The sequence below is a fragment of the Nitrospira sp. genome (assembly GCA_024760525.1).
Lineage (GTDB): Bacteria > Nitrospirota > Nitrospiria > Nitrospirales > Nitrospiraceae > Nitrospira_D.
Genome location: CP060499.1, coordinates 3,660,238 through 3,679,558, shown reverse-complemented (window position 1 = coordinate 3,679,558; position 19,321 = coordinate 3,660,238). Strand labels below are relative to the sequence as shown.

The window sequence follows — 19,321 nt, the reverse complement described above, 5'->3', positions numbered from 1 at the left end:
AATTAGGATATAGTGTACCTCGATCAAGCGAGGTGGCATATGCAGCCCTTTCGTCGGCAACGGCACGATTGTGTTGTGGTGGTAAGACTCGATGAATCCATTGTAAGAGTAATTGATCAAGAGGCCGAAGCCGAAGGTCTCAGTAGATCTGCTATCATCCGCCGGACCCTCAAAAGGAAATACGAACCCGAGTCAACTGCCAGGCAGTAGTACTACTTCAAACGCTCTAGCCTCTAATCGTGACTTGTGGATTCCAACCGCTCGGTAGCGAAACGACATCTGCAACTCAGCGAGCTTCAGGTGGGAGACAGTGCCTCGATATCACGGTCGATCATAATAGTGATTGGAGGCATCGAGGAGTCTATGGAAGAAGAGATCAGCTTCTAACTGTAGGAAGCATGAAATCTTATGAATGGTTAGGTTTACCATGGATCTCGGCGAGTGCGACGAGTAATCCCTGTCTTGCCTTGGGTGTCAGCTTGGCCAGAGAAGAGGCTTCCAGCAGTTTACGCTGAAACTGTTTCACAGCGGCCTCTGCAGTTGGAGTCCTTCTGATGAGTTTCACTCTTCGATCCGTGGCATCGGCTGAGCGTACCACCAAGCTCTTGGCTTCGAGCCGATCTACAATGCCAGTGATATTCGAGGCATCACACCCCATCTGATCAGCAAATCTTCGCATGGAGCTGGGCTCCGACAGTAAGGTGAGAATGGTGGCCTGAGCCGCTGTGAGTCCGACTGATGCGGCAGCTTCCTCATGTTCTCCTCGCAGGGTTTCCACAAGCCGGAACAGGGCCATGGCAAATTCGGTCACATCATTCTTGTGCTGGGGGTGCGTACTCTTGCGGGAATCAGGCATAGGTGCAGTGTATCCCACACATAGTTGACAACGTCAAGCATCCCACTATACTTTAGTACAGCAATAGTTGATGTACTAAAGTGTAGTGGTAAGGTCGTTGGACAATTCATACTGACCACCTACATGGAGGTTCAACATGGACCCTGTCCACATTGATCTCGCCGTCCACTGGTCGGCTCGTTTGTCCGCCCTCCTCTTCGCTGTGGCCCTCGCTCTCCCCGCACTCATCCCTCGCCTGTCGCGACACGCGTCCGCCCTCTATTTCGCGTTCATGATGGTTCACACGGTGCACTTCGGCTTTGTGGTGTGGATGGCTCATATGACTGGGGGCGCCAACATGTTCCCCGGCGATCGGAGTGTCGCCGACGTCGGTGGCTGGCCAACCGTCTTCAGCATCTTTGCGTTCTTCTATGCGTTAGCATTCGTGGGATTGGTCGCGAGACGCGCAGGACCGAATGTGGGGCACACACTTCGTCTTGCGAGCCGTGTGACCACAACCTGTCTGGGGCTCATCTTTGTCGGTACTTATCTGAGTCTGATTCCCCAATCCCTGTGGTATGCGGTCCCTGGTGCATTTGTCACCCTGGGAATGATCATTGACGTGCTCGGAAATATCGGACGTCAGACCCATTGTCTTCGTTGCGCGGTGCAAGAAGGCGCTGCATGACCCTCGTCGTCTTCGGGGCCACCGGTCGCACGGGCCGTGTCGTGATCTCCCATGCCCTCGCCGCCGGCTATCACGTGAGGGCGTTGGTACGGACCCCAAGACTCGGTGATCTTCCGATCGGGGTCGAGATCTGGCAGGGCGATGTCCAGGATCCCGGTGTCGTGGAAAAGGTCATCAGAGGGACTGACGCGGTTGTCTCCTGTTTGGGGGCTAAGCTATTGGAGACTTTTTCCCACAAAGGCCGCGTCAATACCTATGGGATGCCCCACATCGTGGCGAGCATGCAGAAGCATCATGTCGGGCGCATCGTCGCCATGTCGTCTTACGGTGCCGGAGACTCTCTCCTGCAGATGGGGCTGATCGGCCGACTCGGCATGCGGACGGTCATGCGCGGGGTCCTCGCTGACATGAACGCCCTTGAGATAACCGTGCAGGCCACATCTCTCAATTGGACCATCGTTCGTCCGGTCGCGCTTAAAGATACTTCTTCGCACAAAGGTCTGGTCATTGATCGCCCTGGAGCCATCAGCATCCGTGATTGGGTGACCCGCTCCGATGTTGTGGCCTACATGCTGGCGTGTCTCGGGGATCCGGCCACGTTCAAACGCACACTGCTGTTGTCTGAGCCTCGTTAACGCCGGCACGATCACCTAACAAAACTTCCTCGCTTCGTTCCGTTCTCCATCCTTCGCTTTCTGAATGGTGTGCCATGAGCATGGATACTTGCATGTGTGCCAATACACCTGAATACATCTGATTACAGTTGGATACATCTGACTAATTCTCATGTCGTTCGCAGAACGCTATCCTCGCCATCGCTCGTCCCGCTGGGAGCAGAAAGGACACGCATGAAACGGACCCTCTTGTCGGTGAAGGAAGTGGCCCACGAGCTCGGGGTGAGCGTGCAATCGATTCGGCGCGCGTACTGGAGCGGGTCGATTCCCGCATATCGGGTGAACAAGATGCTCCGCTTCGATCTCGAACGAGTGCAGCAGATCTTCTTGGCCAAAGGGTCAGCCAGAGGGGTGCGTGCTTCGAGCATGCGTCCGGCGGCGCCAGCCGGCGGCGCATCGCGCAAGAAAGCCCCCGCTCAGTAAAACGGGGGCGGAATTTCCACTGAGCATTCGGAGGCATCGATGAGCGGATGGACTCTCAGGATGGGATGGTTGCGGTTCACGATTCCGAGTTCCACGGTCGACGAAGTGATTCATCTGATCGGCGGCGACTGGATCAAAGATCAAAAAGGCTTTCAAGGCTACCAGCAGAGCTGGCTCTCACGCGGGAATACGGGCGGACTGGGGCGGATTGGGACTGGCGCGAAACGCAATGTTCGTGAAGTCCACGTGGATCTCTCACAGGAACTCATCAGCGACTGGACCTATGAAAAGTTTCAGCACATTGCCCAGTGGGTTTTCGACAAGCAAGGGCATTTCGGGCGAATCGATATTGCCCTCGACGATCGGAGCGGGCTGATCGATGTGGATCATCTCTATCAAGCCGTCGCCATCGGCCAATGTGTCTCCCACTTCCGCCAGTCCCGCCTGATCGCCGGCCTTGATATTGGGTCCGGCTCGGACACCGGCAAAACCCTCTGCCTAGGTTCTCGGCAATCCGACACCTATCTCCGGATCTACGACAAAGCTGCCGAGCAGCGAGCGAAGGAGCGACCAGTTCAAGGCTCGTGGCTGCGGTGGGAAATGGAATGGAAGAACGAGAGAGCGCAGGCGGTGGGGTTGGCACTGTCCACGCTCGATCAGGAGGCGTTCCAACGCTACATCGTGGGTGTCTTCCGCACGGCGGTGGACTTCCGCGACTGCACCAGAGCCGATGATCCGAAGGATCGCTATTACGCACCGCTGCTGGACTGGTGGAAGGTGCTGACCGAGGGGATGGAGCGGGCCAAGCTCGCGATCGTGAAGTCGGTCAGGAAGATCGAAGAGGTCAAACTCTGGGCGGAAAAAAGCCTGTCGCCGATGCTAGGGCTGCTCTGTGCCCATCCGGAGGCCGGCGAACGGTGGCTCGTCAAAACCATTGTCGATGGAGTGGATCGATGGCGAAGCAAACATCTGGCGCTCCTCCAGAGCGGCCAGGAACTCGCGAAAGCGAAACGCAAGCTGCGGTGGTGGAACCCGAGAGACGGGTTCTCTGCCGCCTATGCCACACCGGCATCTTAAAGCTCTTCATGTGCGGGCCACGATTACGTGGCCGGTGTCAGAGCTGCGGAACGGTGTGGGTCTATCTCTGGTCCTGCACGAAGCAGGGCTGGTTTCGGTGGTCCAACTAATTAAACCTTAACGGAGGGAATCCCATGTCAAAGTTCGTCGGAACCTGTGTGGTGATGGGCGTCAAATCAAGACCGAGTCAGGACGGCAAACGGATCTTCCGGAACGCCGTGCTCTATTTCGAGGAGGACACCACCACCTTGGAAGCGAGTATCTCGGAGGACCATGAGTCGCTCTACAAGCTGATGGAAACCAACCGGATGAAACCGGCTCAGGTGACCGTGAATCTCCGGGAGTTCAAAGGCCAACGGTTTCTGGATGTGACCGGCTATCAGCCCATCACTCAAGCCGCATCACATGGTCAAGCAAGCAAGTAACGAGACAAGTCGGATCAATTCATGTTCACCGACCTGACAGTGGAGCAACAACTCACATGGCTCATGTTCTTTCTCGCCTGCTTTCTGACCGGCCTCCTCTCCGGGCGGCTCTAGCCCTGAGCGGGTATGGCACTCTGGTCTACTGTGTGGCCGTCGTCCTCTGCCTCTGGCCGCGACTCGCCTTTGCGGCCACGGGGTACGCCCGGATCATGACGGCCACGCAGTTCCACACCATGATGCTGGCCCGCCAGGCTGCCCAAGGCGGGGCCGCCGCCCAGGCGATCGCCCTGGCTGGTCCAGGAACCTCCATCGCCGTGCGCACGATCACAGCCGCCACCGGGTGGCCGGGGCTGGCCATTGCGGCTGGTCTCGTCCTCGCTCAGATGCATTTGAATGCGCAGCAAGTGCAGGACATCAAAGCGGCCTCGGCCACACCGGGAGCCCCCGACATCGAAGGCTATCCTGAGCCTGGAGGCGCGGAGATCCGTCAATGCCCGGGTGCTCCCGAGTGCATGACCAATTGGATGGAATACCTCACCGTTCCGACACCGACGCCTGGCGGGATTGGGTGCAAGCTCGCCATGGTCGGCGATCCACCAGCTGGATGGAACGGCTGGTATAGTGCACAAGCGCCGCAGACCTGTCTCGCGTTTCGTTATTCCTGGAACCCGAATCCTTCGCACCAAAATGAGCCGCAAGCGGCCACGTCCCACGATATTCAGGACTACTGGAACGAGAATCCGACCGGACCGAACAGTCCAGCCGCCAATACGACACCGGTCGGCTCCGGGGAGTCAGCCACCGCGGCCATGACGGTCATCAACGATCCAGTGACCCCGACTGACGCCCCAACTACCGTGGTGCCTTCCAATCAGATACCCGATGACAGCGTCATGGTCGATCCCAACGCGACCCCACCGGCCGGTACGCCAACCACCTCTACGACGAGCCAGCAGACCACGACGACGACCACCACCACGACCAATCCCAATGGCTCGACGACAACGCAAGACGACAGCAGCACCACCGTGCAGTGTTCCACAGGAGATCATGAGCTGCGATCGTTCGGCGGGATCTTGCAGGAGCATCTCACGGCATGGAAAGGCTCGGGGATTGCCGGACAAGTGGCGCTCCTGCAATCCCTCACCTGGCCTTCGGATCTGCCCACGATCAGTCTGAACTCGTCGCTGTTCGGCAATTTCACGGTCAACTTCAACGACTGGTCGACGATGTTCCTGGCGCTGCGTGCCATCGTGATTGCGGGAGCCGGCTTCGCCGCCTATCGCATCATCTTTGTGGGAAACGGATAACCCATGACGGCGTTGCTGAATCTGATCTATTGCTTTCTGCTCGACATGATTTTGTCGTTTACGGATGTGTGGAAGGCGGGCTGGGATTCGGTCCTCGGCGTGGCCGACAGCCTGTTGGCATCACTCGGAACCGGGTCCCTCAGCGCCCCCATCATCCCTGTGCAATACACTTGGGTCCTCGGTGCCACAGGCATGAGTCAGGCTGTGGCGATCATCGCCTCGGCGATGGTGGTGCGGTTCACCCTGCAATCGATTCCCTTTGTCCGGTGGGGCTCATGATTACCTTGTTGGAAGGCACACCGGGCAGTGGCAAATCCTATTATGCGGTGGCGGACTATCTGCTGCCCTGGCTGCGAGCCGGACGCCGTCTCTATGTCGCGGTGGATGGGTTCTATCTGGATCGGCTCGCTTTGTTCGAAGGACGGCCGCTCCCAGAGCTCCAGAAGCAAGTCACCCTCTGGCATGACCGCACTCAGATTCCATCGCTCTTGCCAACCGTCGAACCGGGCTCGGCCATCTGTCTCGATGAAGCCCAGACGATCTTTCGGGCGAAGGAGAAGATCCCCGCTGAGATCCTCCGCTGGCTCGAAACCCATCGCCACTACGGGGTGGATGTGCTGCTCATGGCGCAAGACTACCGGCAGCTGACGTCCGGTGTGACGCGATTGGTCGAGAGCACGATCAAATTCCGCCGCATGCAACGGTTTGGGATGTCACACCGATTTCAGGGATTTGTGCGCGGCAATCCAGAAGAAACCGAGGTAATTCGGGCGCTGCTCGGCCGGTATGACCCGAAGATCTATGCGTACTATTCGAGTTACGCAACGGGCGGCATCCGGGAAGAGCGGCGGATGAAAACTGTGCTGTCCAGTCCGGTGCTGATGATTGGGGTATTGGGCCTTGTTGGTGCCATCGGCTTCATAGGCTGGGGGACCTGGTTCTCCGGCACGGCGAAGCCAGCAGTTTCCAAGGCATCAGTGCCAATCATAGAGAGCAATCCTGCTCTCCTGAAACAACCGGAGAGCCCAGTTTGGACCGATCCGCTGGCTTCACCCCCAGCTGCCGTCACCGAGAAACAAGACCGCCTACGCATTGAAGGGGGCATGGTGATGGATGGCAAGGCCTATTGGTTCGATGCGCAGGGCCGCATCCTCACGGCCGGCCAGATTGCCGCGCTGGTGGGCGCTCCGGTCACGGAACAGATCATCAAGGGCGTCCCGAGCTTGGTGTCTGACCGGATTCTGTGGGGAGGCGAAACCACTCCGCGCTCGATTGTTCAGGTGCTTGAGCGCCAGCCACTCGACGAAGCGGCGGCCATTGCGTCACCGTTGTTTCAGCACCACGAAGAGAAAGCGGACGTGAAATGTATCGGGGTCGATAACGAGGAGCGAGTGTGTGATGGATCAAGCAGCAATTGATACCGCCGTCTTTTGGGCGGCGGCCTGTTATCTCGGGGGCTTCACGGTCGGCATCATCGTGCGGTTGATGCTGCATCCGGACTTGTAGCCCGGAAAGGGGGTGAGACAGATGCAGAAGTCACTGCAACGTGTGTCAGTGGCGGTGCTCGGGACGGTGCTCGGCGCGCAGACGGCGCTGGCGCAAGTGTTTCCGGTAGATACCGCCAGCACGACCACGATCTCCAACGTGAAGGCCGATATCGTGGCCTGGGGGGTGGTGTTTATCGGGGTCGCGCTCACGATCTACGCCTACAAGCGGGTTAAATCGCTGGTCCGCTAACGGCGGAGGGGTGGCTCCTGCCACGCGTGGCAGGAGCTGCTCGGTGGGAACGGAACAAGAGGTAGAGAAGGAGGAACCGTCGATGGCGTGGGCCTCGGTTGCATCGGATCTGCATCAACTCGGTATCTCTCTCGCGGCTGATGTCGTGGCCTGGGGCGCGGCGGTGATCGGCATCGCACTCACGGCGTCGGCTGTGCTCTGGGTCTTGCGATTACTCAGGAGCTAGCACGGCCAGCCTTCATCAGCAAAGCTGTACTGGCGTTCATGTCCCAGGATGAGATGGTCCAAGAGCGTGATGCCCAACAACTCGCCGGCTTCTCGGAGCCGTATGGTCAGAATACGATCCTCCTGGCTTGGCGTCGTGTCACCGGAAGGATGATTGTGCGCACAGAGCCAGGCGCTGGCATTCATGAGGACCAGGGCTTTGAAGACTTCACGGGGATGCACGATCGACAGAGTCAGGGAACCGATGGACACCACATTGAGCCCGATGACCCGATGTTTGGCATCGAGCCCACAAACCACAAACTGCTCCCGATCGAGACCGGCAAAACAAGGCCGCAATAGAGCAGCCGCATCCATCGAGGTCTGGATTGGCTCGGAAACGCCGGAGCCGGTCTCTTCGCAGACCAAGGTCACCCGATACCGAGGCGCTTGATACGGCAACGCTGGCCTCTTGGATATCGGCAGCCGTTTTGGCCTGACGGCGTGTGAGTCGGTGTCGTGCGGCATCGGTGCTCCTCCTTGATTAATCGTGGTCCCACCCCACACAAACACGGGGGTGGGACACACAAGGAGGAAGGCGAGGCACCGCGCACTCGCAGCGGGTAGGCGCTGGACGGATATAAAAAGGTGTGTGTTTGGACAGGCCGACTCCGCTGCTCCTCTGCGCGGGCCCGCCCACCATTGGGGGCCTCGTTTTTGGCTCGCGCCGGCGGCAACGCGGGCGCATCTCGGGGGGAACGGGGGTGTCGCAAGACTCCCCCGATTGAAACAGGGGAGTATGTTGCTGAAAGTGAAAGATCTCTCAGCGTGGCTCAATGTGAAGCCATCCACGCTATATCTATGGGCAGCTCAGGGAAAGATTCCGTGTCGGAAGATCCATGGGGTGCTTCGGTTCGAGCCGGATGCTATTACAACCTGGTTGCGCTCGTTCGATTCAATGCCAAAAGAAAAGCTTCCTCAGTTGACCCGTCCCTCAAATCGCGGTGTGGATCAGCTTATTGAAGCCGCCAAACGCGAAGTCTATACTCTTGCCCGCGAGAAATCAGACAAGGACAGGGCCTAACAAGGAGGTTACCGATGGCTCTGTTTCGTCGAGGACGGGTCTGGTGGATGGGCTTTCCCTATCAGGGGAAGCAGATCAGGAGATCCACGGAAGTCACGGATAAGAAGCTGGCCGAAAAGATTTATCACAAGGTCATGGTCCAGATTGCTGAGGGGAAGTGGTATCAACCTGAAGCAGGGGCCGATAAAACGGTGAAGGACCTTTTGGAGCGGTATCTCAGAGATCATTCAGCTCCGAATAGAGCGCCGACCACGCATCGCGGTGATATCTCGCGGGCACAGCATCTCATTCGGGCATTCGGGGATTTGACGTTGAAAGAAATGCGACCTTCACTTTTAGCAGCACATAAGTCGAAACGGCGATCTGAGGGAGCAGCGGCCAAGACGATTAACAACGAACTTACGCTCTTGAGCCATGCCTTTCAGCTTGCGGTGAAGGAATGGGAGTGGGTGGCGGAAAATCCGGTGCAACGAGTCTCGAAAGAAAAAGTACATAATCTCATCGAAAGGTGGCTCACAGCCGAGGAAGAAGCGCGTCTGTTGGCGGCGTCTCCCGTCTGGTTGCAAGAGATCATTGTCTTCGCGGTAAACACGGGACTCCGGCAGAGTGAAATCCTGAATCTCGAATGGTACAACGTAGATCTATTCAGGAGAACCATTACGCTGCTGGTACAAAAGAACGGAGGCAGAGACACGCTTCCGGTGAATGCGAAGACGCTTGAGGTGCTGAAAGCACGAGCCAAAGTTCGATCACTCAAGACGGATTATGTTTTCTTCAACGGGGCCGGGAACCGGATGGATGCACGGGATCTGCTGCGTGTCTTTTATCCGGCCATGCGAAAAGCAGACGTGAAACGCTTTCGGTTTCATGATCTGCGCCACACCTTTGCCACTCGACTGGTGCAAGCTGGCGCCGACATCTACACCGTGCAAAAGCTTGGACGGTGGAAAACCATCTCCATGGTGATGCGTTACGCGCATCATTATCCGGAGAGTTTGCGCGCTGGGATTGAGATTCTCGATCGTGTTCCAGGGGAAATTAGCACAGTTTTAGCACAATCGGCGAATTCCGCACTCACGGAACCGGGGAGAGAGTCGGTGATAAGTTGTTGAAAGAGAAGAAGATAAGGTTGGTTGCGGGGAGAGGATTTGAACCTCTGACCTTTGGGTTATGAGCCCAACGAGCTACCAGGCTGCTCCACCCCGCGGGCGGATGCTAACAAAGCGCCGAGCGGCAAGTCAAGTTGAGGTGCTGCACGATTGCTTTCTCGCCACTACGATGTTAAAGCGAAGGCATGCGAATCGTCTTTATGGGTACACCGGAATTCGCCGTGCCGTCGTTGGAGGCACTGCTCCGCTCGAACGACCAAGTCGTCGGGGTCGTGACCCAACCGGATCGACCGAAGGGACGTGGGCAGCATCTCGTACCTCCGCCTGTCAAACTGGTCGCTGAACGCGCCGGTATTCCCATCTTGCAGCCTCTCAAGATCCGAACCCCCGACTTCTTGCAAGCTCTTTCTACGTGGCAGCCTGACGTAATTACAGTAGCGGCCTTCGGGCGAATTCTACATACCCCGATACTGAGTCTTCCTCCCATGGGTTGCGTAAACGTGCATGGCTCACTGCTGCCGAAATATCGAGGGGCTGCTCCGGTGCAATGGGCGATTATTAACGGAGACACTGAAACCGGTATTACCACGATGCTGATGGACGAAGGAATGGATACCGGCGCGATCCTGCTTCAAGATAAGTTACTCATCACGCCTGATGATACGACCGGTACATTGGCTCCGCGTTTGGCCGAGATGGGTGGGCGGCTGCTCCTCGAAACCCTCGCACAGTTGAAGGCCGGGACATTGATGCCCAAGAAACAAGAGCATGGACAGGCCACCATGGCGCCGATCTTGAAGAAAGAAGACGGCCTCATTGACTGGAGCGTGAGAGCAGCATCCCTCGCAAACCGAGTCCGAGGACTTTCCCCTTGGCCGGGGGCCTATACGTTTTTGGGTGGGGAGCGTTGGAATGTTTGGAACGCGGTTTCGACTATTGGCCCGACGACAGAGAAGCCGGGTACCATCGTCACAGTGAATAAGCAATCGATCCTAGTGGCGACAGGTGATGGTCTGCTTGAGATCCGCGAAATCCAGACGGCCAATTCGAAGCGAATGTCGGTGGCTCAATTCCTGGCTGGGCACCACGTCAAGGTTGGTGGGCAACTGAGTTCACCAGTTGCATAGTTCTTCTTTTCGCAACAGCATTCACTCTCTGGTCTCGATTGTGATTCGCGAGCAAAATGTGGATATTGCGGTGTCCGGATCCTCTCCGCGATCCATCGCTCTTACTATCGTCCTGTCCAGCCAACGGACTGATCGTCCACTCGATGAACTGATTGACGAGCGAGCTGCGGCAATTCCATTGCCGCGTGACCGCTCGCTGGTGATGGAACTGGCGTATGGAGTTTTACGACGTCAGGAAACGATCGACTGGCGACTTCGTGCGGTTCTGTCCAAACCCCTTCACAGGCTTCCGGTCTTCGTTCAAATGTTGCTTCGAGTCGGTGCCTATCAACTGCTGTTCCTGGATCGAATTCCTGCATCGGCCGCGGTGAACGAAACCGTCAAGTTGGCCAAAGCTTCGACACAACAACTGGGGCATGATTGGAGCGGATTGGTGAACGGGGTCTTGCGCAACCTCATCCGCTTGCCGGCTCCAACCTTACCAGACTCAGTTGCTCATCCAGCTGAGTCTCTGTCCGTCAGCTACGCCATACCCTTGTGGCTGACAGAGCGGTGGGTACGTCGACTGGGCATTGAACAAGCAGAATCGGCTTGTGCAGCGGCCAGCGCCGTCCCGGCCATCACACTGCGCGTCAACCGCTGCCAACTGAATCGGGAAGAATTTCTGGAGCGTATACGGCAAGCCGAGATTGTCGCTCGTCCGGCAGAAGTTAGTCCTGTGGGAGTTGTGCTGGAAAAGGGCCAAGACATCACCTCGTTGCCGGGATTTCTCGCAGGGGATTTTTATGTGGAAGATGAAGCGGCCCAGCTCATCCCTCCGATCCTCGATCCTCAACCCGGCGAAGTCATTTTGGACGCCTGTGCCGCTCCAGGTGGCAAGACGACTCATCTTGCTGCACTCATGAGCGATCGTGGAACGATCTATGCTGTCGATCGGATACATTCCCGCTTGAGCCTGCTCCAGCAAAATTGCCGCAGGCTGGGAATTCAAAGTATTGTCCCGATCGTTGGTGATGTGAGAAAGACGTCGGAATGGTCTGCAATGATCGCACACAAGTCGAACCACCAGGGGAGATTGCCGTCATTCGATCGTATACTCGTGGATGCCCCCTGCAGTGGGCTGGGTGTGCTACGGCGGCATCCTGAAGCGAAACTTCGCAAGGGTAGTTCGGTGTTTCTTGCGCATCAGAAGCTTCAGACTCAGATCCTTGAGGCGGTCGCTCCCTGCTTGCGACCCGGTGGGGTGCTAGTCTATAGTACCTGCTCAACTGAAATGGAAGAAACTGAAGAGGTCGTCAGTCGTTTTTGCGAAGCCTCTCCTGGATGGACGCGTGAATCTGTGGCTCCCTGGCTTCCCACCACCGCTCTTCCCTTTGTGACCCCCCAGGGGGCGCTCTCCACCCTGTGCAACGGCTTTGGGATGGATGGATTTTATGCCGTCCGCTTACGAAAGCACGGATGATGGGTCGTCCGATTTACATCGCGCCCTCGATTCTTTCTGCCGATTTTGCTCGACTGGCGGAGGAAGTCGCCGCCGTGGAGCGGGCCGGTGCCGATATGTTGCACGTGGATGTCATGGACGGCCATTTTGTGCCGAATCTGACAGTGGGGCCTCCTATCGTGGAAAGCCTCAAGAAGGTTACCAAGTTGCCCCTTGATGTGCATCTGATGATCACCAATGCCGATGCGTTTATCCAGGATTTCGTCGAGGCCGGTGCCGACTACCTCACGGTTCATGTTGAGGCCTGCCCGCACCTTCACCGCACGATTCAGTCGATTAAAGAACGGGGTGCTAAGGCCGGAGTCACCCTGAATCCCGCTACACCCATCGCGTTGCTGCAAGAGATCTTGGGCGATGTCGATCTCGTGTTGATCATGTCGGTGAATCCAGGATTCGGGGGACAGAAATTTATTCCATCCGTGCTCAAGAAAATCGCCGAAGCCCGGGCACTCTTGGACAAGATCAATAGCCGGGCACTGCTTGAAGTCGATGGCGGCGTGAAGGTAGATAATGCACGGGAGATTGTCGCTGCCGGCGCAACGACTCTCGTGGCTGGATCGGCGATTTTTTCCCAACACGACTATACGGCCACGATCGCAGCTATGCGAGCGGCCGCAGAGACGGTCGTTCAACCGGCGCCCCGCGTAGCGGTTAATCGATAGGCCATCGAGGGTGGACATCTCCGCAGTCATCGACAGCCTTCATCCTCTCGAAATCAAAGTCCTCACGACGTTGGGCACCCGTCCGCCCGGAACCGCCTTGGACAGCGAGCAGTTGGCTGCAGCCGCTGAATTGGAGCCTTCCCAACTCAGCATGGCCGTCGAGTGGCTGCTCGCCAAATCGCTGATCGCGATCCAGACGGAAACCGTGACGCCCATGGTGTCGTTGACCAAGATAGGGGAAGAGTATTATGAGACTTCGTCACCTCTGGAACGAGTCGTCGCAGCCGCGCGCGAAGCGACCGGTACCGGAAAGCGATTGACCATTCCCGATCTTCAGGCCCAAGGAGGACTTGATCCCTCTGACGTCAGCAAGGCCGTCGGACGACTCAAGAAGGAAGGGGTGATCCTGATCATTCAAGGAGGTTGTATCGAAACGACCGGACGCCCGAGCCCGACCGCCGAGATACTCCGAACTCTCCTGCAACAGGTACATGAGTCGTCGAAGGAACTGAAAAGCTTCACGGACGCCGATCGCCAGGTCGTCGAAGACTATGCGGTGAAGCGCGGGAATGCGAAGGAGCCATTCCGTATAGATGAGCGGGTGACCCGGTCATTCATCTTGTCCACGGAAGGTGCAAACGCGGCGGAACAGTTGCTGAGGCAAGGGGTTGCTGAGGAAGTATCGCAGTTAAGTCCCGAGTTGTTGAAAGACGGGAGCTGGCGGCATAAGCGATTCCGGAAATATACCATCAGCCTGCGTCCGCCTCGTATCGGAACCGGGAAGAAGCACCCCTATCGCGAATTTCTCGATGCCGTAAAGACCAAACTCGTGAGCATGGGGTTTCAGGAGATGCGGGGGCAGCTTGTCGAGACAGAGTTCTGGGACATGGATGCGCTGTTCATGCCGCAATTCCACCCCGCCCGAGATATTCACGATGTGTATTTCGTAAAGACTCCTACCCATGCCAGCGGCGTGGACGATTCGGTGTTGTCGCATGTCGCCCAGGTGCACGAGAACGGTGCCGCGACGGGCTCCACCGGCTGGGGCTATTCCTTCGATCTGCAACGCGCCAAACGATTGGTGTTGCGGAGTCAAGGGACTGCCGTCTCCGCCCGAACGTTAGCTGCCTCACCGAGTATTCCCGGAAAGTATTTTTCGATCGCCCGGTGTTTTCGCTATGACCAGGTCGACGCTACTCACGCGACGGATTTTTTCCAAGTGGAGGGAATCGTACTTGGGGAAGACATCAATTTTAGAACGTTGCTGGGTCTTCTAAACTTGTTTGCGCGCGAGGTCGCTCAAGCAAAAGAAGTGAAGTTTCTGCCCGCCTACTTCCCGTTTACAGAACCATCGGTGGAGCTTCACGTTCGGCATCCTCGCCTGGGCTGGATGGAACTCGGTGGCGCTGGACTCTTCCGGCCAGAGGTCACATTACCTCTTGGGGTCACCGCGCCGGTGATTGCGTGGGGACTAGGCCTCGACCGGATGGCAATGGTGGCGCTGGGCATCCACGATATCCGAGAGCTCTTCACCGACAACCTGGAATTGATCCGCACGACCAGAGGATTGTTCTAGCCTGCGCTATGCCCACGATCACAATTTTTAAACACGATTTTGAGTCGTTACTGAACTGGACTGAACCGGCAAACCGGTCGGTCTCGATTGAACAGTTGGAAGCGTGGCTCATGCTCGTGAAGGGTGAACTGAAAGGGTATAGCCCAGAAACCGGAGAGTTGCGTATCGAACTGCAGGACAGTAACCGGCCCGATCTGTGGTGTTGCGAAGGGATCGCACGGCAAATCCGCATTAAGGAACAGGGCGGGCCCAAGCCCTACCCCTTTTTTGCGGCAAAGTCCAAATCCCGACTGCAGGTCATCGTGAAGCCTGGCATCGAAAACGTGCGCCCGTACGTTGCTGCTTGTACGGCCACGGGTTATCGGGTGACCGATGAAGGGTTGGCCCAGCTGATTCAAACCCAAGAAAAATTGGCGGAGATCTTCGGCCATAAGCGCAAGACCGTTTCGATCGGGATCTATCAATTGCCCAAGATCACATTTCCGGTCAGCTATGAGCTTGTGAAACCCGACGAAGCCCGGTTCACCCCGTTGGGGATGGAGACGGTGATGACCCTCTCGGAGATTCTGATGGTGCATCCGAAAGGGTTGGAGTATGGAGCGATTCTGGCCGGAGAGAACCGATTGCCGATACTTCGAGATGCAGCGAAACAGCCGCTGTCGTTCCCTCCGATCATCAACAGCCGGGAGATCGGAGAGGTACAAGTGGGTGACGATCAGCTGTTCGTCGAAGTGACCGGAACGGATCTGCCGATGGTTGTCTTGACCCTGAACATTTTTGCGGCCAATCTAGCCGATCGGGGGGCCATCATCGAGCCGGCTGAAGTTCAGTACCCATCAGGCACGCCGCTGGGCAAGCGAGTCAGGACCCCGCAAGATCTTCGGAAGCAGAAGACCATACCGATTCAGACCATCGAGCAGGCGCTCGGTCAGAAGCTCAGCATAACGGCGGTCAAGCAAGCGCTCGAGTTCTATGGCTATGAGGTATCGGCAGGAAAGGGCGCGGTCAAGGCGAAGTTACCTGCGTATCGGCAGGATCTGATGCATACGATGGACGTCGTTGAGGATGTGGCGATGAGTCTGGGGTATGCCGAATTCACGCCGGTCATGCCGGCACAATTTACAGTGGGAGGCTTATCCGGGATCGAACACATGTCGGACCGTGCTCGAGAATTGATGGTGGGGCAGGGGTTTCAGGAAATCATTTCCAATATTCTCGGTTCGCCGAATCATTATTCCGGCTTGATGCGGCTAGAAGGTACAGACTGGGGACGGATGGTCGAAGTCGGCAACGTTATGTCCCTGAGCTTTAGTTGTCTCCGCCAATGGATGTTGCCGTCACTGCTGCGTGTCGAAGCCGCTTCGAGCCGGGCGTTTTATCCACATCGCCTCTTTGAGGCCGGTGAAGTCGCGATTCCGGATAGCCATAGTGAGGTGGGTTCTCGGACGGAAACGGTCTTGGGTGCCGTGATTGCCCATGCGGCGGCGCATTTCTCGGAAATTCATTCTTGTCTGGATGTGCTGTTCTACTACTTCGGCAAGGAGTATAGCCTCGAGCCCGTACAGCATCCGTCTTTTCTTGCAGGCCGTGCAGGCCGGATCATCGTTGCGGGTGAATCGGTTGGTGTCATCGGCGAAGTCCATCCGGAGGTTCTCGAACGCTGGCAAATTGCGATGCCGGTCGTTGCGTTCGATGTGAACCTCTCGCGCCTCGCAGATCCATCCTGAGATGCGAGCAATGATCAGCTAAATGGGAACACTCCTCGATTGGCGAGGGGCTTATGTTGTAGCAGGCGTCAGCTGTTGCTTGGCGAGGCCAACAAGCTGCGTAAACCCTGCGGCGTCTTTGATCGCCATGTCCGAGAGGACCTTGCGATCCAGCATGACATTGGCCTTTTTAAGAGCGTTGATGAACCGCCCATAGCTGATCCCTTGCGCTCGAACCGCTGCGCTGATGCGGGCGATCCACAACTGCCGGAAGTCCCGCTTGCGATTCTTGCGGCCGGTGTACGCGTAGGTCAGTCCTTTGTCTACGCTCTCTGTCGCGGAGCGAAACAACCGGCTCTTCCCGCCGTACTGACCTGACGCCAATTTGATCCGCTTCTTCCGCCGTTGCCTGGTTTTTGGTCCGCCCTTTGCGCGAGGCATGATTCATTACTCCTTTTGAGTCCTGAGATTCGTAATATGCAGTGATCGTCCTATTCGTAGGGTAGTAGCCGGTTCAATGACGTGGCGACGGTCGGATCGACGACCGCGGTTCCACTCAAGCGGCGCTTATGGTCATGCCGTTTATGTGTCAGCAAATGACGTTTGCCAGCCTTGCGGCGGACGATTTTTCCGCTCCCGGTCTTAGCGAATCGCTTACTTGTCCCCTTGTGTGTTTTGACTTTCATCAGAAGATTCCTTTGGTTGATCAGCTACGGCATTGCCCATCAGTTCTTCGGAGCCACGATCATGATTAAGCTCCGTCCCTCCATACGGGGGGCATACTCGATGGTGCCGGCTTGGGCCAATTGTTCGATCACCGAATTCATCACGGCACGACCCATTTCTTGATTGGCCATTTCTCGCCCGCGATAGGTGAGGGTCACCTTGGTTTTATTGCCCTCTTCCAGAAATACTTTCATCTGCCGGACCTTGATTTCGAGGTCATGCTTATCGGTCCGTGGGCGCAGCTTGATTTCCTTCACTTGGGTGGACTTTTGATGACGCCGGCTCTGATGCTCCTTTTTACTCAACTCATACTTGTACTTCCCATAGTCCATAATCCTACAGACTGGGGGAACGGAGGTGGGAGCGACTTCCACCAAGTCATAGCCATTTTCTTGAGCCTGGCGAAAAGCGTCCGGCGTCGGAAGAATGCCCAGTTGCTCTCCACCCGGGCCGATTACACGAACTTCCCGGACTCGTATCTCACGATTCACGCGTAATTTGGGGACGATAGGCCACCTCTTTCTTATTATGTATGTTGAAGTTCCCGCTGGGTATGTTGGGTCTCGGTTCGTAAAAGATCCACTACCTCAGCCACTGTCATAGTTCCCAAGTTGGCTCCACTTCGGCCGCGTACCGACAGCGTGCCGTTTTCCACTTCACGCTTTCCCGCGACCAACATAAAGGGGACTTTCGATTTCTCTGCCTCACGGATCTTGAACCCGATCTTTTCATTCCGGAGGTCCGTTTCGGCACGGAATCCGGCGGTCTTCAATTGCGCAACAACGGCGGAGACGTAGTCCTGCTGATCATCGGTAATGTTCATGACCACTGCCTGCACAGGAGCCAGCCAGGTCGGAAACGCGCCTCCATAATGTTCGATCAAAATACCGAAGAAGCGCTCGATGGATCCCATCAAGGCCCGATGGATCATAATCGGTCGATGAGCTTTCCCATCTTCTCCGATGTAGCTCAATTCAAAACGCTCCGGATTGTTGAAGTCCACCTGGACGGTGGAGCATTGCCATGAGCGACCCAGTGCGTCTTTGATCTTAATGTCGATCTTGGGACCGTAAAATGCCCCGCCTCCTGGATCCAGGTGAAAGGAGATGTTGCGGCTCTTCAATGCTGCTTCCAGGGCGCTGGTGGCCAGAATCCAATGCTCCTCGCCGCCCACCGACTCTTTGGGCCTTGTGGACAAAAACACTTCGAACTCATGGAACCCGAACGTTTGCAACACGAAAAACGTAAAATCCAATACCCGGCTGACTTCCGCTTCCATCTGATCCGGGCGGCAGAAGAGATGGGCGTCATCCTGTGTGAATCCGCGCACCCGCATGAGCCCGTGCAAGACGCCGGTCCGTTCATAGCGGTAGACGGTACCCAACTCTCCGTAGCGGATAGGAAGGTCTCGATAGCTACGCAGGTGTGATTGGTAGATCATGATATGGTACGGGCAATTCATGGGCTTCAACTGGTACTCGCTGTTTTCGAGCTTCATCGACGGGAACATGTTCTCTCGGTAGTACTCGAGGTGCCCGCTCGTTCTCCAGAGATCCAAGCGTGCAGTATGCGGCGAATACACCAGGTTGTAACCATCACGAATGTGCTGTTCTCGCCAGAAGTTTTCAATCAACAGGCGGACCGCCGCGCCCTTTGGATGCCAGAGTACCAAGCCAGGCCCGATTTCATCCTGGATACTGATCAAATCCAGTTCTTTCCCCACTTTTCTGTGATCGCGTCGCTTGATCTCTTCCAATCGTGCGAGGTAGGCATCTACTTCAGCTTTCGTCGGGAAGGACGTTCCGTAGATCCGCTGTAACATGGGATTACGTTCATCACCGCGCCAATAGGCTCCAGCTGTATTGAGTAATTTGATGGCTCCGACGAAACCGGTCGTAGGGAGATGGGGACCGCGGCAGAGATCCACGAAATCGCCCTGCGTGTACGCGGTAATGGGCTCTCCATCGGGAAAACCTTGAATAAGCTCTACCTTGTAGAGCTCCCCACGAGCTCTGAAGAAGTCAATCGCCTCCTGCTTTGTAAACTCTCGCCTCGTAATGGTGAGATTACGCTGAATTATCTCGGCAGCGCGAGCCTCTATTTTCCCCAGGTCTTCCGGGGTAAAGGGACGGTCAAAGGCAAAGTCATAGTAGAAACTGTCTTCCAGCGCCGGACCGATGGTCAACTGTGCAGTAGGGAAGAGTTCCTTCACTGCCTGAGCCATGATGTGGGTGCTGCTATGGCGGTAGACTTCCCGCCCGTCTGCACTGTCGAATCGGATCGGTTCAACCGTTGAACTCTCTGAGAGGGGCCGTGATAGATCAACGACGGTTCCATCCACTTTGGCCGCAAGGATATCCTGCCCTGCGATTCCCAGCGCAGAAAGGGCGGCTCCCACCGTCTTTCCGGTCTGAACGTCTCCGCTCGGACCGTCTTTAACAGCAATCTTCATACTCT

At 56.6% G+C, this 19,321-nt stretch carries 24 protein-coding genes and 1 tRNA gene; 18 read left to right on the top strand and 7 right to left on the bottom strand.

Annotated features, from left to right (window positions below; genetic code table 11):
• Positions 1-39: 39 nt before the first annotated feature.
• Positions 40-210 (top strand): CopG family transcriptional regulator, encoded by a 171-nt coding sequence (locus H8K04_17330; protein ID UVT15542.1) that lies wholly within the window; start codon positions 40-42, stop codon positions 208-210.
• A 196-nt stretch (positions 211-406) separates the two neighbouring features.
• Here H8K04_17330 and H8K04_17325 read toward each other — a convergent pair whose 3' ends face one another.
• Entirely contained in the window at positions 407-796 is a 390-nt protein-coding gene (locus H8K04_17325; GenBank protein UVT18030.1) for a MarR family transcriptional regulator, read from the bottom strand.
• A gap of 196 nt (positions 797-992) precedes the next feature.
• Here H8K04_17325 and H8K04_17320 point away from each other — a divergent pair, with 196 nt between their 5' ends.
• The 10 genes from H8K04_17320 (at position 993) to H8K04_17275 (ending at position 7,395) form a co-directional block, all read left to right on the top strand.
• On the top strand, positions 993-1,523 hold the full coding sequence (locus H8K04_17320; GenBank protein UVT15541.1) for a hypothetical protein: 531 nt from the start codon (positions 993-995) through the stop codon (positions 1,521-1,523).
• Positions 1,520-2,158, top strand: coding sequence for an SDR family oxidoreductase (locus tag H8K04_17315; GenBank protein UVT15540.1), 639 nt, complete (start codon positions 1,520-1,522; stop codon positions 2,156-2,158). The genes H8K04_17320 and H8K04_17315 overlap by 4 nt, the downstream gene beginning before the upstream one ends.
• A 213-nt stretch (positions 2,159-2,371) precedes the next feature.
• Positions 2,372-2,620: a helix-turn-helix domain-containing protein gene (locus H8K04_17310; protein ID UVT15539.1), complete on the top strand. Its 249-nt coding sequence runs from the start codon at positions 2,372-2,374 to the stop codon at positions 2,618-2,620.
• Positions 2,621-2,659: 39 nt separating this feature from the next.
• Positions 2,660-3,697 (top strand): replication initiation factor domain-containing protein, encoded by a 1,038-nt coding sequence (locus H8K04_17305; protein ID UVT15538.1) that lies wholly within the window; start codon positions 2,660-2,662, stop codon positions 3,695-3,697.
• A 134-nt stretch (positions 3,698-3,831) separates the two neighbouring features.
• On the top strand, positions 3,832-4,122 hold the full coding sequence (locus H8K04_17300; GenBank protein ID UVT15537.1) for a hypothetical protein: 291 nt from the start codon (positions 3,832-3,834) through the stop codon (positions 4,120-4,122).
• A 56-nt stretch (positions 4,123-4,178) separates the two neighbouring features.
• Complete coding sequence (locus H8K04_17295; protein UVT15536.1) at positions 4,179-5,432, top strand: hypothetical protein; 1,254 nt, start codon at positions 4,179-4,181, stop codon at positions 5,430-5,432.
• A gap of 3 nt (positions 5,433-5,435) precedes the next feature.
• Entirely contained in the window at positions 5,436-5,711 is a 276-nt protein-coding gene (locus tag H8K04_17290; protein UVT15535.1) for a DUF2523 domain-containing protein, read from the top strand.
• Entirely contained in the window at positions 5,708-6,850 is a 1,143-nt protein-coding gene (locus tag H8K04_17285; protein ID UVT15534.1) for a hypothetical protein, read from the top strand. Before H8K04_17290 ends, H8K04_17285 begins: the two co-directional genes overlap by 4 nt.
• Positions 6,851-6,959: 109 nt before the next feature.
• The gene (locus H8K04_17280; protein UVT15533.1) at positions 6,960-7,169 is read left to right on the top strand and encodes a hypothetical protein; all 210 of its coding nucleotides are present in this window, start codon (positions 6,960-6,962) and stop codon (positions 7,167-7,169) included.
• A gap of 43 nt (positions 7,170-7,212) precedes the next feature.
• Positions 7,213-7,395, top strand: coding sequence for a hypothetical protein (locus H8K04_17275; GenBank protein ID UVT15532.1), 183 nt, complete (start codon positions 7,213-7,215; stop codon positions 7,393-7,395).
• Here the strand turns inward: H8K04_17275 and H8K04_17270 are convergent.
• A complete protein-coding gene (locus H8K04_17270; GenBank protein ID UVT18029.1) occupies positions 7,392-7,751 on the bottom strand; it encodes a JAB domain-containing protein in 360 nt (119 codons plus the stop codon). The genes H8K04_17275 and H8K04_17270 overlap by 4 nt on opposite strands.
• Before the next feature lie 421 nt (positions 7,752-8,172).
• Between H8K04_17270 and H8K04_17265 the strand changes: the two genes are divergently transcribed.
• Positions 8,173-8,457 carry a helix-turn-helix domain-containing protein gene (locus H8K04_17265; protein UVT15531.1) on the top strand — a complete coding sequence of 95 codons (285 nt, stop codon included), beginning with the start codon at positions 8,173-8,175 and terminating at the stop codon, positions 8,455-8,457.
• Positions 8,458-8,471: 14 nt separating this feature from the next.
• Positions 8,472-9,569 (top strand): site-specific integrase, encoded by a 1,098-nt coding sequence (locus H8K04_17260; protein ID UVT15530.1) that lies wholly within the window; start codon positions 8,472-8,474, stop codon positions 9,567-9,569.
• Positions 9,570-9,587: 18 nt separating this feature from the next.
• Here the strand turns inward: H8K04_17260 and H8K04_17255 are convergent.
• Positions 9,588-9,664: transfer RNA gene (locus H8K04_17255), tRNA-Met, on the bottom strand.
• 87 nt (positions 9,665-9,751) lie between these two features.
• Here H8K04_17255 and H8K04_17250 point away from each other — a divergent pair.
• The 5 genes from H8K04_17250 to pheT all read left to right on the top strand — a co-directional run bounded on the left by H8K04_17250 (position 9,752) and on the right by pheT (position 16,159).
• Complete coding sequence (locus H8K04_17250) at positions 9,752-10,693, top strand: methionyl-tRNA formyltransferase (GenBank protein UVT15529.1); 942 nt, start codon at positions 9,752-9,754, stop codon at positions 10,691-10,693.
• 70 nt (positions 10,694-10,763) lie between these two features.
• Positions 10,764-12,155 carry a 16S rRNA (cytosine(967)-C(5))-methyltransferase RsmB gene (rsmB, locus tag H8K04_17245; GenBank protein ID UVT15528.1) on the top strand — a complete coding sequence of 464 codons (1,392 nt, stop codon included), beginning with the start codon at positions 10,764-10,766 and terminating at the stop codon, positions 12,153-12,155.
• Complete coding sequence (locus tag H8K04_17240; GenBank protein ID UVT15527.1) at positions 12,152-12,856, top strand: ribulose-phosphate 3-epimerase; 705 nt, start codon at positions 12,152-12,154, stop codon at positions 12,854-12,856. Before rsmB ends, H8K04_17240 begins: the two co-directional genes overlap by 4 nt.
• Positions 12,857-12,866: 10 nt before the next feature.
• A complete protein-coding gene (locus tag H8K04_17235) occupies positions 12,867-14,432 on the top strand; it encodes a phenylalanine--tRNA ligase subunit alpha (protein ID UVT15526.1) in 1,566 nt (521 codons plus the stop codon).
• A gap of 8 nt (positions 14,433-14,440) precedes the next feature.
• Positions 14,441-16,159: a phenylalanine--tRNA ligase subunit beta gene (pheT, locus tag H8K04_17230; GenBank protein UVT15525.1), complete on the top strand. Its 1,719-nt coding sequence runs from the start codon at positions 14,441-14,443 to the stop codon at positions 16,157-16,159.
• Between the two features lie 51 nt (positions 16,160-16,210).
• Here pheT and rplT read toward each other — a convergent pair whose 3' ends face one another.
• The 4 genes from rplT to thrS are packed head-to-tail and all read right to left on the bottom strand — an operon-like array spanning position 16,211 to position 19,316.
• Positions 16,211-16,579 carry a 50S ribosomal protein L20 gene (gene rplT, locus H8K04_17225; protein ID UVT15524.1) on the bottom strand — a complete coding sequence of 123 codons (369 nt, stop codon included), beginning with the start codon at positions 16,577-16,579 and terminating at the stop codon, positions 16,211-16,213.
• 50 nt (positions 16,580-16,629) lie between these two features.
• The gene (rpmI, locus tag H8K04_17220; GenBank protein UVT18028.1) at positions 16,630-16,827 is read right to left on the bottom strand and encodes a 50S ribosomal protein L35; all 198 of its coding nucleotides are present in this window, start codon (positions 16,825-16,827) and stop codon (positions 16,630-16,632) included.
• A gap of 36 nt (positions 16,828-16,863) precedes the next feature.
• Positions 16,864-17,373 (bottom strand): translation initiation factor IF-3, encoded by a 510-nt coding sequence (gene infC, locus H8K04_17215; protein UVT18027.1) that lies wholly within the window; start codon positions 17,371-17,373, stop codon positions 16,864-16,866.
• A gap of 17 nt (positions 17,374-17,390) precedes the next feature.
• Complete coding sequence (gene thrS, locus H8K04_17210) at positions 17,391-19,316, bottom strand: threonine--tRNA ligase (protein UVT15523.1); 1,926 nt, start codon at positions 19,314-19,316, stop codon at positions 17,391-17,393.
• Positions 19,317-19,321 lie beyond the last annotated feature (5 nt).